The 16,155-nt window shown below is 39.2% G+C and carries 24 protein-coding genes; 16 read left to right on the top strand and 8 right to left on the bottom strand.

The genetic code is table 11. The features are described 5' to 3' along the window. The first annotated feature begins 33 nt into the window (after nt 1–33). A complete protein-coding gene (locus MKZ11_RS22760; protein ID WP_340796624.1) occupies nt 34–438 on the top strand; it encodes a hypothetical protein in 405 nt (134 codons plus the stop codon). A gap of 217 nt (nt 439–655) precedes the next feature. On the opposite strand, the gene MKZ11_RS22755 is transcribed toward MKZ11_RS22760, so the two are convergent. Beyond that, nucleotides 656–1,177, bottom strand: coding sequence for a CotY/CotZ family spore coat protein (locus MKZ11_RS22755; protein WP_340796623.1), 522 nt, complete (start codon nt 1,175–1,177; stop codon nt 656–658). A gap of 113 nt (nt 1,178–1,290) precedes the next feature. On the opposite strand from MKZ11_RS22755, the gene MKZ11_RS22750 reads away from it, so the two are divergent. The 7 genes from MKZ11_RS22750 (at nt 1,291) to MKZ11_RS22720 (ending at nt 4,409) form a co-directional block, all read left to right on the top strand. Continuing rightward, the gene (locus MKZ11_RS22750; RefSeq protein WP_340796622.1) at nt 1,291–1,698 is read left to right on the top strand and encodes a hypothetical protein; all 408 of its coding nucleotides are present in this window, start codon (nt 1,291–1,293) and stop codon (nt 1,696–1,698) included. Then, nucleotides 1,698–2,153, top strand: a complete 456-nt coding sequence (gene spoVAC, locus MKZ11_RS22745) for a stage V sporulation protein AC (protein WP_340796621.1) — start codon at nt 1,698–1,700, stop codon at nt 2,151–2,153. The genes MKZ11_RS22750 and spoVAC overlap by 1 nt, the downstream gene beginning before the upstream one ends. Further along, complete coding sequence (locus MKZ11_RS22740; RefSeq protein WP_340796620.1) at nt 2,147–3,148, top strand: stage V sporulation protein AD; 1,002 nt, start codon at nt 2,147–2,149, stop codon at nt 3,146–3,148. Before spoVAC ends, MKZ11_RS22740 begins: the two co-directional genes overlap by 7 nt. A 9-nt stretch (nt 3,149–3,157) precedes the next feature. Continuing rightward, nucleotides 3,158–3,520, top strand: coding sequence for a stage V sporulation protein AE (spoVAE, locus tag MKZ11_RS22735; protein WP_340796619.1), 363 nt, complete (start codon nt 3,158–3,160; stop codon nt 3,518–3,520). Nucleotides 3,521–3,588: 68 nt separating this feature from the next. Beyond that, on the top strand, nt 3,589–3,744 hold the full coding sequence (locus tag MKZ11_RS22730; protein WP_340796618.1) for a YjcZ family sporulation protein: 156 nt from the start codon (nt 3,589–3,591) through the stop codon (nt 3,742–3,744). A 16-nt stretch (nt 3,745–3,760) separates the two neighbouring features. Beyond that, the gene (locus MKZ11_RS22725) at nt 3,761–4,015 is read left to right on the top strand and encodes a stage VI sporulation protein F (protein WP_340796617.1); all 255 of its coding nucleotides are present in this window, start codon (nt 3,761–3,763) and stop codon (nt 4,013–4,015) included. 79 nt (nt 4,016–4,094) lie between these two features. After that, nucleotides 4,095–4,409 carry a hypothetical protein gene (locus tag MKZ11_RS22720; RefSeq protein ID WP_340796616.1) on the top strand — a complete coding sequence of 105 codons (315 nt, stop codon included), beginning with the start codon at nt 4,095–4,097 and terminating at the stop codon, nt 4,407–4,409. 179 nt (nt 4,410–4,588) lie between these two features. On the opposite strand, the gene MKZ11_RS22715 is transcribed toward MKZ11_RS22720, so the two are convergent. The 3 genes from MKZ11_RS22715 to MKZ11_RS22705 all read right to left on the bottom strand — a co-directional run bounded on the left by MKZ11_RS22715 (nt 4,589) and on the right by MKZ11_RS22705 (nt 6,361). Next, on the bottom strand, nt 4,589–5,029 hold the full coding sequence (locus tag MKZ11_RS22715) for a GNAT family N-acetyltransferase (protein ID WP_340796615.1): 441 nt from the start codon (nt 5,027–5,029) through the stop codon (nt 4,589–4,591). 3 nt (nt 5,030–5,032) lie between these two features. Next, nucleotides 5,033–5,548, bottom strand: a complete 516-nt coding sequence (locus tag MKZ11_RS22710) for a YjcG family protein (protein ID WP_340796614.1) — start codon at nt 5,546–5,548, stop codon at nt 5,033–5,035. Between the two features lie 90 nt (nt 5,549–5,638). After that, nucleotides 5,639–6,361 (bottom strand): alpha/beta hydrolase, encoded by a 723-nt coding sequence (locus MKZ11_RS22705; protein WP_340796613.1) that lies wholly within the window; start codon nt 6,359–6,361, stop codon nt 5,639–5,641. Between the two features lie 111 nt (nt 6,362–6,472). Between MKZ11_RS22705 and MKZ11_RS22700 the strand changes: the two genes are divergently transcribed. From MKZ11_RS22700 to MKZ11_RS22680, 5 genes are all read left to right on the top strand, one after another. After that, nucleotides 6,473–7,057: a phosphatidylglycerophosphatase A family protein gene (locus tag MKZ11_RS22700; protein ID WP_340796612.1), complete on the top strand. Its 585-nt coding sequence runs from the start codon at nt 6,473–6,475 to the stop codon at nt 7,055–7,057. A gap of 277 nt (nt 7,058–7,334) precedes the next feature. Further along, entirely contained in the window at nt 7,335–8,063 is a 729-nt protein-coding gene (locus MKZ11_RS22695; RefSeq protein ID WP_340797095.1) for an amino acid ABC transporter ATP-binding protein, read from the top strand. Between the two features lie 23 nt (nt 8,064–8,086). After that, the gene (locus tag MKZ11_RS22690; protein ID WP_340796611.1) at nt 8,087–8,920 is read left to right on the top strand and encodes a transporter substrate-binding domain-containing protein; all 834 of its coding nucleotides are present in this window, start codon (nt 8,087–8,089) and stop codon (nt 8,918–8,920) included. Between the two features lie 102 nt (nt 8,921–9,022). Continuing rightward, entirely contained in the window at nt 9,023–9,676 is a 654-nt protein-coding gene (locus MKZ11_RS22685; RefSeq protein WP_340796610.1) for an amino acid ABC transporter permease, read from the top strand. 12 nt (nt 9,677–9,688) lie between these two features. Beyond that, entirely contained in the window at nt 9,689–10,339 is a 651-nt protein-coding gene (locus tag MKZ11_RS22680) for an amino acid ABC transporter permease (protein WP_340796609.1), read from the top strand. A gap of 224 nt (nt 10,340–10,563) precedes the next feature. Here MKZ11_RS22680 and MKZ11_RS22675 read toward each other — a convergent pair whose 3' ends face one another. The 3 genes from MKZ11_RS22675 to MKZ11_RS22665 form a co-directional block, all read right to left on the bottom strand. Continuing rightward, a complete protein-coding gene (locus MKZ11_RS22675) occupies nt 10,564–11,019 on the bottom strand; it encodes a GNAT family N-acetyltransferase (RefSeq protein ID WP_340796608.1) in 456 nt (151 codons plus the stop codon). Between the two features lie 155 nt (nt 11,020–11,174). Further along, the gene (locus MKZ11_RS22670; protein WP_340796606.1) at nt 11,175–11,648 is read right to left on the bottom strand and encodes a YjdJ family protein; all 474 of its coding nucleotides are present in this window, start codon (nt 11,646–11,648) and stop codon (nt 11,175–11,177) included. 162 nt (nt 11,649–11,810) lie between these two features. Beyond that, nucleotides 11,811–13,004 carry a cytochrome P450 family protein gene (locus MKZ11_RS22665; protein WP_340796605.1) on the bottom strand — a complete coding sequence of 398 codons (1,194 nt, stop codon included), beginning with the start codon at nt 13,002–13,004 and terminating at the stop codon, nt 11,811–11,813. A 207-nt stretch (nt 13,005–13,211) separates the two neighbouring features. Here MKZ11_RS22665 and MKZ11_RS22660 point away from each other — a divergent pair, with 207 nt between their 5' ends. Then, nucleotides 13,212–13,394 carry a hypothetical protein gene (locus MKZ11_RS22660; protein WP_340796604.1) on the top strand — a complete coding sequence of 61 codons (183 nt, stop codon included), beginning with the start codon at nt 13,212–13,214 and terminating at the stop codon, nt 13,392–13,394. 188 nt (nt 13,395–13,582) lie between these two features. Beyond that, entirely contained in the window at nt 13,583–14,185 is a 603-nt protein-coding gene (locus MKZ11_RS22655) for an MEDS domain-containing protein (protein ID WP_340796602.1), read from the top strand. 333 nt (nt 14,186–14,518) lie between these two features. Here MKZ11_RS22655 and MKZ11_RS22650 read toward each other — a convergent pair whose 3' ends face one another. Then, a complete protein-coding gene (locus tag MKZ11_RS22650; RefSeq protein ID WP_340795911.1) occupies nt 14,519–15,844 on the bottom strand; it encodes an ISL3 family transposase in 1,326 nt (441 codons plus the stop codon). A 109-nt stretch (nt 15,845–15,953) separates the two neighbouring features. Here MKZ11_RS22650 and MKZ11_RS22645 point away from each other — a divergent pair, with 109 nt between their 5' ends. Next, nucleotides 15,954–16,118: a hypothetical protein gene (locus MKZ11_RS22645; protein ID WP_340795910.1), complete on the top strand. Its 165-nt coding sequence runs from the start codon at nt 15,954–15,956 to the stop codon at nt 16,116–16,118. The last annotated feature ends 37 nt before the right edge of the window (nt 16,119–16,155 follow it).

Raw genomic sequence — 16,155 nt, 5'->3', positions numbered from 1 at the left:
AAATATAGGCGCATATACTGTGTTAAAAAGGATGTGCTTACTATTTTTCAAAATGAACCGTTATTGTTTGTTGACGGACCACCCATCTTTATTAAAGTTGCGATTACTGTGGAGGAAAGCACGTCAATATTTATTTCGACCAGTGAAGAGCGACCAGTGGCGGAATATGAGGAACAGGTAAGTGTTGTCGAAGCTTTGCCAGTGGATCCAATCATGCAGCGTAAAGTTATTTATTTAAGCAATTCGTTCCGCCGTCAGGCCTATCAGCCGCTTCAATTTGTAATGGAAGATGAAACAGTCACAGGGACGATTGAAAAAGTTGAAGAAGAAACAGTATGGATTGGTCTTGGTGGGGAAAATGATGAAGTAGTTGCTGTGGAGATGGCGAAGATTGAAGAAATTTTATGGCGCGGCAAGCCATTTGTAGATGTTAAATAAAAAGGGCAGGACGGAATTTTCCGTTCTGCCTTTTTTTGAAAGAGAAAGTTTAAGTTTTACAGCCTTGAATAGTGTCTAGCTCTAGACGCAACCCCTTGGGGCATAAGTCGTTTTCTGTGAAGCTGAAGTTCGCCTTGCGCTTTTCTCAAGTATAAAAAATATAAAACACCCCAACCATTCTAAATGGTTGGGGTGTTTGGGCATTGCAGGTTCGTTATTAATCTTCGTCGCAGAAGTCGATATACGTATCTTTAATACATTGGATTCCGCAGAAACAAGTCAAGTCGACTGTAATACATGAATCCGTCGGTCCAAACCTTTCTACTTTACATAGTGCTTCAAGATCTAATTTACCACAATCAATAATATCGACCGTTTTTCCGAGTTTATCTAAAGGTGCTAATACTTGCAATGTTGCACAGCAGCCGTCAAAGACGTTTTGTACTCTGAAGAAAGTTGAGAAACAATTGTGAAGATAATGGTTTCTGCTCTCTGGACGGAACATTGCTTTGAATGGATCACCATTTTCCGTTAAAAGCATAAAAACACGTGTGTTAATGCGGTTACGCGCCGGGCTGGAAATACTGCCGAGCGGTGCCATGAAACAATCTGTATCGCATTCTACGCAATCCTCATCTGTTCCAGCATCTTGTAAACGCTTGATGAACCGGACTACTTCACAGACACAATTGTCTTGGTGTTTTGTTTCGTTAACATCTTCATTTCTTCCACATCCCATAAATTCCACCTCCTTTTCAATTCTTTATACTTTATGCGACAAAGTTCTGAGTGGCAGGGCGCTATGGATAGTTCATGAATAAAATTTAGGAGGAAAAGGCATACTGTATAAAAATGGAGGGGACGCATATCCGGAAACTTAGCCTTATGATTCTTGCAGTTGTTTTATTATCCGGTTGTTCAGGAGACGGATTCCGGATTGACAACAATTCAAGTGAGGATCATGCAAAAGCCGAAGAAGTATTTAAAAATGACAAACGTCTCACATCAGCGGTCACTGTTTTTCATGATAATGACTTGATAACAGGGGTTACGCTTAAAACATTCTCACGTTTTAAAAAAGGGAAGATTGAAAAGGAACTCAAGAAAAAACTAGAGCGTATTTACCCAGACTTGGATGTCACGGTTTCAGCAGACAGTAAAATATGGATGGAAACGAACAAACTCGCTGATTTGGATAATAAAAAGAATATAGGTAAAAAGATTGAAAAATTGAAATCACTTATAAAGGAAGAGACATAATGGATGAAAAAAAATACGCAAAGTTAGAAAAAGAAACTTCTCCAAAAACACCAATACTGCGAAATATCATTTTTGCGTTTTTGACTGGTGGGACAATCTGTTTAATAGGTCAATTCGTTTCTTTGTTTTATATGACATTTTTTGATTTCACCGAACGGACGGCTAGTAATCCGACAGTTTCTACAATGATATTTTTTGCAATGCTGTTAACAGGTTTTGGACTATATAAGAAAATTGCTCAATTCGGAGGGGCGGGGAGTGCGGTTCCGATAACAGGTTTTGGCAATGCAGTTATTTCCGCTGCAATTGAGCATAAGTCGGAGGGATACGTCCTTGGGGTTGGCGGTAATATATTTAAACTCGCAGGTTCAGTCATCCTATTCGGTGTATTTTCTGCTTTCATAGTAGCCCTTATAAAAACAATTTTAGTTAAACTTGGAGTTGTATCATGGTAGCGCGCGGTCTTTTGACATTCAAAACGACACCTTCCATTGTGGCAACAGGGGTAACGGCAGGTCCTTTGGAAAAGAAAAGTCCATTCGCTGACAAGTTCGATAAGATTTATGATGATGAACGCTGTGGAATGAAAACGAATGAGCATGCCCATGCAAAAATGATGGAAGACGCATGCATGATTGCCTTAAGCAAAGAGGACTCCGTACCGGGCGATGCTGATTTTCTTTTAATTGGAGACCTGGTCAACCAAATGACACCATCAAACTTTGCAGCGGCGACCATAGGAATTCCTTATATCGGTATGTTTTCGGCTTGTGCAACATCCGTTTCCTCGCTCGTCATGGCAGCATTATTGACGGAAATGGGCATGTCTACATGTGCTGTTGCGGGAGCATCAAGCCAACATAACGCGGTCGAGCGACAATTCCGTTATCCAGTTGAGTATGGATCCCAAAAACCACCAACATCCCAATGGACTGTCACAGCAGCAGGAGTAGTTGCCGTAACTCCCCATAAAAAAGGATTTCCTTCTATAGAGTGTGCGACAATCGGTTGTGCAACAGACCTCGGGATGACAGATCCTCTGAATATGGGAGCAGCTATGGCTCCCGCAGCGGCAGATACGCTCACTCGGCATCTGAAAGGACATGGCAAAAAAGTAAGCGACTATGACGTAATCATGACAGGAGATCTTGGAAAGACGGGTTTTGAATTGTACAAGACGCTCGCTGGGAATCAAGGGTTTGACGTATCAGACGTATTCCGCGATGCAGGCAAAGAATTTTATGGTGCAGATACATCTTTTTTATCCGGTGCAAGTGGAGCTGGTTGTTCAGCGGCCGTTTTTTTCACGGAGGTAATTGATAAAATGATGGCGGGTGAATATAAGCGAGTCCTTCTTATTGCGACGGGTGCACTTTTATCTCCACTATCGTTTCAGCAAGGGGATACGATTCCATGCATTGCGCATGCAGTCGAACTAACGATGAAATGAGTGTGACATATGGTTTCAATTTTCATTACAGCGTTTATTGTAGGTGGGCTCATCTGCGTAGTCGGACAGCTATTATTCGACGTAGCAAAACTGACCCCGGCGCATACATTATGTATATTAGTTGTTACGGGTTCAGTATTAGATGGTTTAGGTCTATATGAGCCTTTCATCGACTTTGCCGGGGCCGGAGCAACAATACCGATTACTTCGTTCGGTAATGCATTGACCCATGGTGCGATGGCAGAAGCTGAAAAACATGGTCTGATTGGCGTTATGACAGGAATGTTTGAAGTGACCAGTTCGGGAATCAGTTCTGCTATTTTGTTTGGATTCATTGCCGCTCTTATTTTTAAATCGAAAGGAAAAGTTTAATTAGTCATTAGCCCCCCTCCCGCTTCTCGTATCTGCATAGGATATGTGGAAGGGAAGGGGGGATTTTCATGTTTGGAGGATGTAATTCCTATGGTGGCGGATACGGCGGCGGATGCGGCGGTTACGAACCGGAAAGAGGCGGTAGCTATGGCGGCTCAACATTTGTTCTAATCGTAGTTCTCTTCATCTTGCTCATTATTGTGGGCCGCAGTTTTTGTGTTTAAGAAGGGGGGATAACAGATGAATGATTCATTTTTCCGGAAAATCGAATCAAAGACAGGAGTCCCGATGGAAGAAGTGTTTGCGTTAGCAAACGCCATCCAATTTGCGGATTTCAGTGATGAACGACAAGTGAGGAAAATCATACGGAAAGTCGGAAAGCTTGCAAAAAAAGATGTGCCTCAGCATACAGAAGATGAGCTGGTCAATTCTATTTTGAAGAATGGCAAAGCAGTAAATATCGCTGATATTCAAGATATGTTAGGCCGGCAATAAATAAGTTTACAGAAAAGTAGAATAATAGGTTTACCTTTACTGGGAGATGGGTATACTACTAGTAAGAGAAGTAATTAAAATGGAGGTGTTTACAATGGGCTATCTGTTACCGATTCAACCAATCCAATCTCAAATGTATGCAGACCGATTGAATATGGAGTCTTATGATTTTGCCCATATCGACCGAGTTAGTAAAGTTAAGTTGAATTCAGACTTTGCAGATGAATTCAACGAATCTTCACAGCATGAACGAGAAAAGGAGGAGGAAGGTGGCAAGCCCGTTGCTTTACTTCCTCCTGCCTATCAAGGGTTTATTTACCCGAATCCAGTTAATTTATCACCAGTAATCGCTCAAGTAGTAGGAAAAGGTATCGCAGTAAATGCGTATGTTTAACTAATATAAGAAAAAGGTTCGCGTTGCTTTAAAAAGCAATGCGAACCTTTTTTTTAGAAAGTATAAGTTTTTGAACTTGGAGCAATGTCTAGCTCCAGCGCCTAGAGTCTCGGGTCATAAGTCGGCCCAGCTACACGGCAAAGATCGCCGCTTCGCCGGTCCGTCTTATGCCTGTCGCCTTACGCTTTTCTCACCATAATTTTTTCCATTGCACGGTGGGGTATATCTGCGTCCATGAATTCAGGAGAAGTAATGACATACCCTAACTTTTCATAGAAAGGGACAGCATATGATTGTGCGTTTAAAATAATTTTGTTCATTCCTGTTTTTGTAGCATGCTCTTCAAGCGCATGCATGACAAGATTTCCAAGGTGTTTCCCCCGGTACTCGACTAGCACACAAACTCGTTCGACTTTCCCGATTCCATCGTTGATTTCCCTGATACGGCCTGCGCCGATGGGTGAATCAGACGAATAGACGACGAAATGCGCTGCGGTCTTATCGAAATGGTCTAGTTCGAGGTCGAGTGGTACCCCTTGTTCTTCCACGAACACTTTCCTTCTGACAGAAAATGCATCTTCTTGTTCAAGGTCAGAAGTTGCGAATCGTACTTCGAACAATGTTCAGTTATCCTCGTCAAGGCGGAATGTTTCATATACCGTCCAAGAGCCATCTTCCAATTGATAGAGAAGGTGCAGTCTGTCAATCATTTCTGAATGATTGACACCAATCATTTTAAGTTGACCGATGATATCATCGTGTTCACCTGAAGACAATTTTTGTGCAATCGTCACGTGGGGAACGAATGCAAATTCAGGTTTGTCTCCGAAGAAGTTAGAGTTCAGATCTTTATGCAATGCAGCCAAATCATCATTCAGAGTTGCTTTGAAGTAAATTGTATTCGTGATGGGCGCGAATGTCCCGACTTTCGACACATTTAGTTCAAATGGGGCGTGTTTTTTTGTTATTTCTCTGATAGCCTTTGAAACTTCTTCAATTTCTTGGTCATTCGCTTCGAATACCCCTTTAACCGTCAAATGTGGAGTAATTAGGGCATAGTGCGGATCGTATCTTTTCCGGTAACCGTTTGCAAGATCTTGAAGTTTTTTTGATGGGAATGCTACAACGCCGTATTTCATAATGAATGACCTCCTAGTAAGAATAATTGGTATAAACTTTATATAATTGATTATACCAGAATAACTGGCAGAATGTCCGTTTTGTCTGAATTAATGGGCGAATACCATTTGAATTGCACGCCGGACATCAGGTTGCCAATGCTTCCATGTATGGTCTCCATCAAATTCTTCATAGAAGTATGGAAACCCTTTTTTTACGATCAACTCATTTAGCGCACGATTAGGTGTAAGGAAGTCCTGAACACCGTCAACTTGCGTATTCACCTTGGTTTCTCCTTTCCCAATAACATGATAAATTGAGAAACAGGAAGAATCTTTCACGGCTTCGACAGTTTCTAGCACCAAGTTGTCGACATAAGGAGAATGAAGGATCACTTTCCCGAATATATTAGGATATTTCAATGCAGTTAGAAGGGAAATCGTTGCAGCCAGTGAATCACCGATTAGTGCTCTGCCTGCTCCAATCTGATAAGTCGGGTAATTATCATCAATGTATGGAACAAGTTCATGAGCGAGGAAGCGGATATAGGCTTCGCGGAGATCTCCCTCAGGGTGATACAACCGTCTGCGTTCTGCGACACTCTTATATGGAACGCCGACAACAATAACATTTTCAATTTCTTCAGCTTCTATAAATTCATCAATGACTCGGCCAACCCGTCCGAACTGGAAATAATCTTTACCATCCGAAGCGATAAGTATTGAGTATTTATATAGAGGAGAATAGTTATGTGGTAAATGGATAAGCAACTGCATTTCCTCGCCAAGTTCTTTACTGTAAATTGTAAGATCTTCTATCTTTCCGTTTTTCATTCATGATGCCTCCTCAAATTGCATGTATATTGAAATTGTATCATATCGTCAAGGACAGGTATAATGGTTGTATGACGTTTATATATTAATTATAAAAGGGGCTGATGAGAAATGCATGATGAAACAAAAGTAGTTCATTCAAAAGTTGTGACAGATGCTACAAAAGCAGCTTTGAAAAGGCGTGGGGTGACGTTGGAAGCAATTGCTGAAATCGTCTTTGAAATGCAATATCCTTATAATGAGGGTCTCACGATGGACCACTGCCTCGAATCCATCGAAGGGGTGCTCCGGAAACGGGAACTCCAACATGCGATTCTTGTAGGAATCGAATTAGATGAGCTTGCAGAACAGGGGAAACTGTCCGCTCCATTGCAACAAATCGTTGAGTCAGATGAAGGACTTTTTGGGGTCGATGAAACAATTGCACTGGGTGCCGTATTTACATATGGTTCAATCGCAGTGACAACATTCGGTCACCTCGATAAAAACAAAATGGGTATCATTAACGAGCTGGATACGAAAAAGGGAAGAGGGATCCATACGTTCCTTGATGACCTCGTGGCTAGTGTTGCAGCTTGTGCAGCGTCAAGAATTGCGCATAGGACGCGTGATCTTCAAGAGGCGGGCGAAACATTCGAAGATATTAAACCTGATGAAACGATGCCAGAGACAAAAGTGAAGGGTGCACAAATTTAATAGTTCCCTTAAAGTGCCCGAGAGGATATAAAGCATCCTTTCGGGCACTTTTTTAATAACTTGAGAAAAATTCCTAGTATTGAGAAGAATTCAAAAGTTTTAAACCGCCATAACCATATTCTATATTACTATTACCAATATGCACTTTTACTAAATCAAGTTGACAATTAAAATGGCAGTAGATAGAATGGCATACAAGCAAGATTATTTAGAAATAGAAAAACATTCGATGAATTTGATGATTATCGAGTTCGAAGTTGTTGGAAGGGAGAATGACATGATTTCATTTGAGCACGTTAACAAATATTATGGGGATTTTCATGTTCTGAATGATATTAATCTCACTATGAAAGATGGAGAGGTTGTAGTCATTATCGGTCCATCTGGCTCTGGTAAAAGTACATTGCTCAGATGTATAAACAGGCTCGAGACAATTACAGACGGCTCTCTTACCGTTAATGATATCGCAGTCAATGACAAGAAAACGGATATTAACAAGTTGAGACGAAATATCGGAATGGTATTCCAACACTTTAATCTATATCCTCATAAAACAGTTCTCCAAAACATTACACTGGCGCCTATCAATGTCTTGAAGCATTCAGCAGAAGAGGCAAAAAAGACTGCGATGTATTACTTGGAAAAGGTTGGGATTCCTGACAAAGCATCATCCTACCCGTCACAGTTATCGGGGGGACAACAGCAACGCGTTGCAATTGCGAGAGAACTTGCTATGAAACCCGATATTATGCTTTTTGATGAGCCTACATCTGCGCTAGATCCAGAAATGGTCGGCGAAGTGTTGGATGTCATGAAAACGCTTGCAAAAGAAGGCATGACGATGGTTGTCGTTACACATGAAATGGGATTTGCTAAAGAAGTTGGAGACCGTATTGTCTTCATAGATCAAGGCAAAATTTTAGAAGAGGCAGTTCCGGTTGAGTTTTTCGAAAACCCACAAGAAGAACGGGCCCAAGTCTTTCTCAGCCGTATATTAAATCATTAAAAAACAAAAGGGGAGATGTTTTTATGTTTAAGAAGAAAAAATTACTTTTGCTGACAATAACTGCACTTATGTCGGTTATGCTTTTGGCTGCTTGTAATTCAGGGGACGACAATGCGAGCGGTGGAAAAGACGGAGATAGTGGAAAAAACGTGCTTGAAACAATAAAAAAACGTGATAAAATCATTTTCGGAGTAAAATATGACACAAAATTATTTGGCTTAAAAGATCCAACAACAGGTGAAGTTGAAGGTTTTGATATCGATATTGCAAAACAATTAGCAAAAGAAATTCTTGGCGATGAAACTAAAGTTAAATTTGTAGAAGTAACGTCAAAAACAAGAATCCCATTATTAAATAAAGGTGATATCGATGCAATTATCGCGACAATGACAGTCTCAGAAGAACGTAAAAAAGAAGTTGATTTCTCAGAAGTATACTTCGAAGCTGGTCAATCCCTACTCGTGAAAAAGGGAAGCTCTATTCAAAGCATTGATGATCTTACAAAGGATACAACTGTAATTGCTGTAAAAGGGTCTACGTCTACTGATAATATACGTGAAGCAGTTCCAGAAGCACCCGTCTTAGAATTTGAAAACTATGCAGAAGCTTTTACAGCACTGAAAGCTGGAAAAGGTGAAGTGTTAACAACAGATGACTCAATCCTCGCAGGGATGGCTTCTGAAGATGATTCTTTTGAATTAGTTGGTGAAAAATTCACAGAAGAGCCTTATGGAATTGCTGTGAAAAAAGGGGAAAAAGAGTTTACAGATGCACTAAATTCTGGACTTGAATCACTAATATCGAGCGGGGACTTTGATACTATTTATGATAGTTGGTTTGACGGTTTGTTGAAATAAGACGGTGTTTTTATATTGACAATGGATAGATATGCTAAATAGTTCTATCAATCAGGATGGGCAATTGATGCCCATCCTGATTGAATTAAGTGAGGTGGAAAGATGCTGGATTTCTCAATTCTAATAAATTATTTTGATATGTATTGGGATGGATTTAAAGTTACGTTAATGATTAGTTTTATTGCGTTAATTGGAAGCTTTTTTTTCGGTGCTTTAGTCGCGGTCATGAGAATCGTACCGATTGCACCGCTCCGCTGGATAGCCACTGCATATGTTGAGTTTTTCCGAAATATTCCACTGCTCGTAATTGTATTTTTCTTTTATATTGGTACACCGAGCTTAGGCCTGCAACTCTCAGGATTTACTGCGGGAACAATTGGATTGACGATTTATACATCTGCATTTATTGCGGAAGCGATCCGTTCTGGTATATTGTCAGTCCCAGATGGGCAAATGGAAGCTGCAAGATCTTCTGGCTTAACCTATGGCCAGACAATGAGAATGATCATCTTACCTCAAGCAATCAAAATTGTAGTACCTCCTATTGGCAACCAATTTATTAATTTAGTGAAAAACTCATCTATTTTGGCTCTCATTGCCGGGACCGAACTGATGTATCAGGCAGACCTCATTTCAGCTAAAACGTATGTAGTTTTTGATGTGTACATATTCGTCGCTCTATTTTATTTAGTCATTACCATTCCATTAAGCTTAGGCGTATCATACCTTGAAAAACGTCTTGCTAGTAGCCATTAAGGAGGTGTCATAATGGATTTTTCAGGTGCATTTAGTCCAGAAAATCTTAGGTTTTTAGTAGAAGGCTTTTATGTTACGTTAAAAGTTGCCCTTATTTCAATTATATTAAGTTTTATTATTGGAGGGGCAATCGGAACATTACGATTTGCTAAAGTACCTATCCTTTCAAAAGTATTAGCGGTAGTCGTAGAAACAATTCGGAATTTACCGCTTCTTCTTGTTATATTGTTTACTTATTTTGCACTGCCAGAGATGGGTATTAACCTAAGTATTACTGCTTCTGCTATTGTGGCATTGACCGTTTTTGAATCAGCCATGCTCGCTGAAATTGTTCGAGGTGGATTGAATTCTGTTGAAAAAGGACAAATGGAAGCTGCACGTTCATCAGGACTGACGTACGTTCAAGCATTGAGAACGGTTATTTTGCCACAAGCCCTTCGAAGAATGGTACCAAATCTTGTTAGTCAGTTTATATCACTCCTAAAAGATACATCGCTTGCGGTTGTTATAGCACTTCCAGAACTGCTGCATAACGCTAAAATCCTACAAGCTCACTACCCAAACGACGTGATTCCAATCTTTATTTTAATTGCATTGATGTACTTCGTCGTTAATTATGCGTTGTCTCTCATTGCAGGAAGACTAGAATTGAAAACTACCTAAATGATTAGTTTGTAAGTGAAATCCCCTTCGCTGTTGTAGGCGAAGGGGTTCTTTTGGGTCTCGAGACTGGTGACCAATCAAATAGTAAGGGATCTTTTATATAATTAGGTTAGCTCGCAACACTGTCGGTATGAAATAACTAGGTAACGCAGCGATTGCGAAGATATAGATGAAAGAACTTCTTTTTGTACTAATCTTTACTTAAAGGAACTACCTAACAGACCCTACCTGATATTCTTACTGAACGAAGTGAGCGATAACCCTCCCTGTACTATTTTTTCACCTGTTATGATAAAACCACTAGTTAAATAAAAATGTACAGCAGGAGTATTTCCTGAACCAGTCGAGACAATTATTGATGTGCAGTTTTGTTCAATCTCTTCAATGAAATTTAGCAACTTTCTTGCAATACCTTTTCTGAAATGTTCAGGATGAACCATTAACCGATGGATATCGATTACTTCATTTTCCATCATCATAGAAATCGCCCCGCATAATTCATTGTTTAAATAATAACCGAAAAAAGTTTCTCCGCATTGTTGCAAAGATTGGACTGTATCATTTAATGGAGGGATATCATGAAAGTTTATCAGTTCAGCTTCAACAAGATATGAAGGGATTTGAACAGTTAATATTTCTTGTGCAAGCTTGGGATTTGTAATATCGATTTGTTTTATCATAAAAGGTTCCTCCAACTAATTTGGTAATAAAATGCCGCTAGGTGCTTGTCTAAATTATTTACTTCAGAACAGAAATCACTTCATCATTTCTATCCTTTGTTTTACAATGAAAAGTATTAATTCATAAACGTTTATACGTTAAAATAATAAAAAAGTTAATAGACTTCCTTAGTCTTATCATAAAAAAATCTCAGTAATGCGATGCCTATGGATAAAATCCCTATTATTAGACAAGTATTGAAAAGTATTTTCAGACCCGTGGTAGGGGAATCAGATAGAAACCCACTTAAGAAAAGGAATAAAAAACCAATACAAACTAGAAAATAAGAAAAAGTCTTAACATTACGCTTGAGTAGAATAAAACCTATGAGGACTATAAGATAAGTGCTGCTAAGTAACATCAGTAAAGGAAATGTAGGGGCGAATTTAGCTGCATATACAAAATGGTCGATTGGTAAAATATCATTTATGGAATCCACTGATCCATTCGCCTTCTGAGAAAAAATCGCTGTATGCTTCCATTCCCAAGGTTCATTTACTATTGTGCCGCCTTCATACCAGGCAGCGCCAGTAGACAGTAATAAAAGCACTGAAGCAAAACCAAGTTGGATAATAATTTTAAAAGACACTTTATTCACCCCGCCTATATTTTAAGATTAACATTACCTTACAATGAAGTGGAGTTACAATGACAAACGCAGAACTAAAGCGTCAAATGAGATATGTGAAAAAACTCGCCTTTTAGACCTTAGTCTTGTGAGACGAGTTCGTATCTGCCGCTTCTGAATTTTTTACAAGTTTATAGGTAGTTTTCTTACCCCTCTAACAATCATACCTGATCGCCATTCAAGATCATTTAAAGTTACATTCAATTTACTATTTGGGTAACGCTTTATAAAACTATTGATTGCAATTTCACCTTCTAAACGGGCAAGTGGCGCACCTAGACAAGCATGAATCCCTTTTCCAAATGCTAAATGTTTGCTCTTTTCCCGAGTTATATCAAAAACTTCCGGATCTTTAAATTGATTTGGATCATGGTTAGCCGAATTAAGAACGACAATAACTAAATCACCTTTACTCATTGATTTCCCTTTAAACTCCAGATCTTCACCCGCCCACCTAGAAGTACTAAATTCAACTGGATCATTGTAGCGAAGAACTTCTTCTACTGCAGTGTGAATTAATTCTGGCTGACTTTGCAGTAACACTAACTGTTCAGGATGTTCTAATAAGGCCAACATACTATTACCAATTAAATTTACGGTTGTTTCGTGACCAGCAATAATTAAAAGTGATACTACGCCATATAACTCTTGTTCGGTTAGTTGGTCACCTTGTTCTTCAGAAATAATTAACTTACTAATTAAATCATCACCGGGGTTTTCACGAGCAACCGCAAACCTTGTACCAAGATATTGTACAAAATCATTCATGTGTTTTTGGATGTCTTGTGCATACTCACCATTTGATCCTTCAATCATCGAATTAGACCAAATGCGGAAATTATCCCGATCTTCTGTTGGTATCCCGAGTATTTCACAAATGACGATAATCGGTAACGGAAAAGCGAATTCAGTAATTAAATCTACTTCTTCTAACCCTTCTAGTTCGTCAAGAAGTTCATTGGTGATTTCTTGTATACGCTCTCTCATGCCAGCTATCATTTGTGGAGTGAATGCTTTTGACACAAGTCCCCTCAGTCTTTTATGGTCAGGCATATCAGCAAAAAGCATATTTTGGCTAAAAATACTGCTATGCCCCTTATCGCTCTCATTAAGCTTTGTAAAATCTTTAATGAACCTTTGATCCTTTAATGCTGCAAGCGCATCCTCATATCTTGTGATTATCCAAGCGTATTGACCATCCGGAAGTAATACATAAGAAACAGGTTCTTCCTCCCTAAGCATTGAATATGCCGGGTAAGGATTTTGAGTAAATGTTTTTGTAAATAAGCTCTTTTTTAAGGATTCGATTGAATTCATTTGTAGATCCCCTTTCAAAATAGCACTTCTTTTAAGACAATTTCGAGTAATGATATCATACCTTGCCCCATAGTCACTTACTTAATCCAAACTGGTTATTCGACTTTCACATACCATACTTGAAGATGCAATTGTAAAAGAATATAAATCAAGGCTACTACATTTGAATATATTTTAACAGGATTTACCTAGTTTGAAGGAAGATGAGTGACGAAAAAGTTGCCAATCGAAAGACGTATCGTACTAGCAATTTCTAAAATGGAATCAAAGTCTAAGTCATACATCATTGCACACGATTTTGGCAACGCGGATAATACGGGTAACAAATCGCTAGAAGGGGAAATAAAGTACAGGTCTAGTAACTGGCGCATGCCAGAAGCGCAGTTTTAGAAAGATGTCGATAATGGGATTGCGACAACAGTTGCACTAAATCAGCAAGCGGGGCCCATTTAAAGATTATTGTGGGCAGACCGTTTCTTGATTTGTCGAAATAAAGAGGTGTTTTCATTGAAAGAGTCGAATGATGGTATAAGGAATTATGGAAGCCTTAGTTGAATTTAAATAAAGGGGTGATAAATGTGCCTGAAACTTCAAATGAAACTGCAAATAGTAAAATGAATCAATTGTTTGATGACCAAAAGCATGCTCACCTTCATGTTCTGTATAAGTATAATGGAATGGGAAATTACATTACACAGCTTTTGAGTTATGTACAAGATGGCATTGTAGCGGGGGATTACGTGATTCTCATTGAAAATTCTCGTCTTTATCCTATTATTCGTAAAGAACTGAGCACACGTTTAACGAAAGATCAAATGGAGTTCATACACTATGTAAACAGTCTAGAATTTTATTGGTCAAGTGGAAGTTATCATCCTCCTTCAATCGCTGATTACTTTAGTAAGACAGTTCAGCCCTATGTGGAAAATAAAACCTCATTTCGAGCATGGGCACATGTCGAGTGGGCCACTATGGAAGAGCCATTGCATCTTATAAAAGATTTAGAGGAAATTGTGGACGAAGCCGTAAATCTGTTGTCGTTTCCATTAATTTGTGCGTACGAAGGAAATAAAATGCCAGACTACCTCAAAACAAGCTTGATGGAAACACATCCCTATGTTCTACTGGAAGATGATTTCATCGTCTCAGATCAATATCAGGCAACGAATACAATGAAATAAAACGGTTCTTTGTCAAATGACGTTGGCGAAGGATAGTAGCCAACCATAATTTAGTTATTGTAGGGCTATCCAAGAAGTCAGTAAAGCTGATTTTTTAGGATAGTCCTTTTTCATATAGTCCTCCATGTATCCCGTTGTTTTCCGTTCCAGATGGACGCTTTCCGCGGGCACGGCTTCAGCCTCCTCGTCGCGAAAAGCACGCTCCTGTGGGGTCTTCAGCTCGCGCTGTTCCCGCTGGAGTCGCCATCTTGCACTCCAAACAACTAGTATTGCACTTGGAAATTAAATAAAAATAGACAAAAGATTTTCAAGCCTATTAAATCCTCATAAATGTTACGCAGCGTCAAAATGGAATTGTCCTTGTTCCTGCTGTTTAACCGATGGTTTTAACCTGAAGTGTAACAGAATTCGTTTTCTATAGTTCTGGAAGTTTCTATATCCATAGGCGACACGATTCAATACCTTGATCTTATTGTTGTTCCCTTCAATTCTTCCGTTATTGTAGGTGTAAATAAAACTGTTTTCTATAAATGGAAGATGTTTTCTCAACGTTTTCAAGCTTGTTCTCATATAATTTGAAATTGCAGATGGAACAGGATTTGTTAAACAAGACGATAGTGCTCCGAAGTCCTTATTTGATATGGATTCCATTAATTCTTGATAAAGTTCATAGTTCTCTTTTAGTGCAGGATCATATTCTAACATCTCATCTACAATACTTTGCCCTGTACGTTGTCCAAACAATGAATAATACTTATATTCTACGCTGGATAAATCTGAATGTTTTTTTAATAATAGCTTCCAGTAGCGCTTAAGGCGACGATATTTCTTCATATCATCTCCACTAGACGTTTTAAGTTGATTCATAACCTGGATACGACACTTATTCATGGAACGATTAATCAACTGAACCAAATGGAAGCGGTCTATGATAATCTTCGCATTTGGAAATAATTCTTTAATCACACTTACATAACCTGCATTCATATCAATCGTTACGGTTTCCACACGTTTACGATCCGTTAAACTGTAGTTCACAATAAAGTGATTCTTAATCGTGAAATTGTCACGTCGATCTAGGATATCCAATATGTTGCCTGATTCCGCATTTATATATTCGAAGGCAATTGCATCTTTTGCATATTTGAACTCATCAAAAGAAAGGTGCTTGAGTAGCGCCTTGTAGTGCGGGATAAATTGTTTTGCGGCCTCGTTGATTTGACGTTGAACAGTTGTTGGTGATACAGAACAATCCCTTGCGATAGACGTAAGTGACTGTGCTTCAGCGGATTTAAGTGTGACTTGTGCTTTCACATTTTGTGAAATAAAACAATTCATTTGAACAATAGGCGTTTTAGCAGTAAAACTGCTTTGACAGGCTTGGCACATGAAACGTTGTTTCTGTAGTAGTAGGTAGGTCGGATTTACGCCTGTAATGGGCAATGTAAATCTAGATAATTGTGTGCCATTTTTATAGACTGTAAAGTTGGTGTTTTTCACACCACATTGTCCACAATGTGTGGGGGTATATGATAACTTTCCAGAAATATATTTACACCTTTTCCCTTTATAAGTTCCTTCCTTTACACAATCTTCATCAAAAGTAATGTTTGGGTCTTGAATATCAAGTAAAGATTTAATACAATTAGAATGAGACAAGTGAGTTCCCTCTTGGATGATGGTTTTAGTCGACTTCTATTCTATAGGGAATCTCACTTGTTTTCTATTTATATAAAGGGAATTTATCTTACCTAGACTCTCCAGCTGATTGAAGTGGAAAGCGGCGACTCCAGCGGGAACAGCGCGAGCTGAAGACCCTGGACTGAGCGCAGCGAGGGAAGCGGCTGAGGCCGTGCCCGCGGAAAGCGTCCGCTTGGAACGGAAATCAGCGGGTAGTAGGATTACCTTATCCAATATATTTATAAAAAAATGACGTTGGTGAAGATCCTCCTCATCTCCTTTTAAAGGGA

It is taken from the genome of Sporosarcina sp. FSL K6-1508, from assembly GCF_038007465.1.
In the GTDB taxonomy this organism is placed as follows: domain Bacteria; phylum Bacillota; class Bacilli; order Bacillales_A; family Planococcaceae; genus Sporosarcina; species Sporosarcina psychrophila_B.
Note: the sequence above shows the minus strand (reverse complement) of the source record. Positions and strands in the feature narration are given on the sequence as shown.

Bases quoted from the DNA above. Each gene is read 5' to 3' on its own strand.
- MKZ11_RS22690 (WP_340796611.1), top strand. From the start codon at position 8,087: ATGTTTAAGAAGAAAAAATTACTTTTGCTGACAATAACTGCACTTATG.
- MKZ11_RS22700 (WP_340796612.1), top strand. From the start codon at position 6,473: ATGCATGATGAAACAAAAGTAGTTCATTCAAAAGTTGTGACAGATGCT.
- MKZ11_RS22720 (WP_340796616.1), top strand. From the start codon at position 4,095: ATGGAGGTGTTTACAATGGGCTATCTGTTACCGATTCAACCAATCCAA.
- MKZ11_RS22740 (WP_340796620.1), top strand. From the start codon at position 2,147: ATGGTAGCGCGCGGTCTTTTGACATTCAAAACGACACCTTCCATTGTG.
- MKZ11_RS22695 (WP_340797095.1), top strand. From the start codon at position 7,335: ATGATTTCATTTGAGCACGTTAACAAATATTATGGGGATTTTCATGTT.
- MKZ11_RS22680 (WP_340796609.1), top strand. From the start codon at position 9,689: ATGGATTTTTCAGGTGCATTTAGTCCAGAAAATCTTAGGTTTTTAGTA.
- MKZ11_RS22675 (WP_340796608.1), bottom strand. From the start codon at position 11,019: ATGATAAAACAAATCGATATTACAAATCCCAAGCTTGCACAAGAAATA.
- MKZ11_RS22725 (WP_340796617.1), top strand. From the start codon at position 3,761: ATGAATGATTCATTTTTCCGGAAAATCGAATCAAAGACAGGAGTCCCG.
- MKZ11_RS22730 (WP_340796618.1), top strand. From the start codon at position 3,589: ATGTTTGGAGGATGTAATTCCTATGGTGGCGGATACGGCGGCGGATGC.
- spoVAE (WP_340796619.1), top strand. From the start codon at position 3,158: ATGGTTTCAATTTTCATTACAGCGTTTATTGTAGGTGGGCTCATCTGC.
- MKZ11_RS22710 (WP_340796614.1), bottom strand. From the start codon at position 5,548: ATGAAATACGGCGTTGTAGCATTCCCATCAAAAAAACTTCAAGATCTT.
- spoVAC (WP_340796621.1), top strand. From the start codon at position 1,698: ATGGATGAAAAAAAATACGCAAAGTTAGAAAAAGAAACTTCTCCAAAA.
- MKZ11_RS22705 (WP_340796613.1), bottom strand. From the start codon at position 6,361: ATGAAAAACGGAAAGATAGAAGATCTTACAATTTACAGTAAAGAACTT.
- MKZ11_RS22750 (WP_340796622.1), top strand. From the start codon at position 1,291: ATGGAGGGGACGCATATCCGGAAACTTAGCCTTATGATTCTTGCAGTT.
- MKZ11_RS22685 (WP_340796610.1), top strand. From the start codon at position 9,023: ATGCTGGATTTCTCAATTCTAATAAATTATTTTGATATGTATTGGGAT.
- MKZ11_RS22665 (WP_340796605.1), bottom strand. From the start codon at position 13,004: ATGAATTCAATCGAATCCTTAAAAAAGAGCTTATTTACAAAAACATTT.
- MKZ11_RS22755 (WP_340796623.1), bottom strand. From the start codon at position 1,177: ATGGGATGTGGAAGAAATGAAGATGTTAACGAAACAAAACACCAAGAC.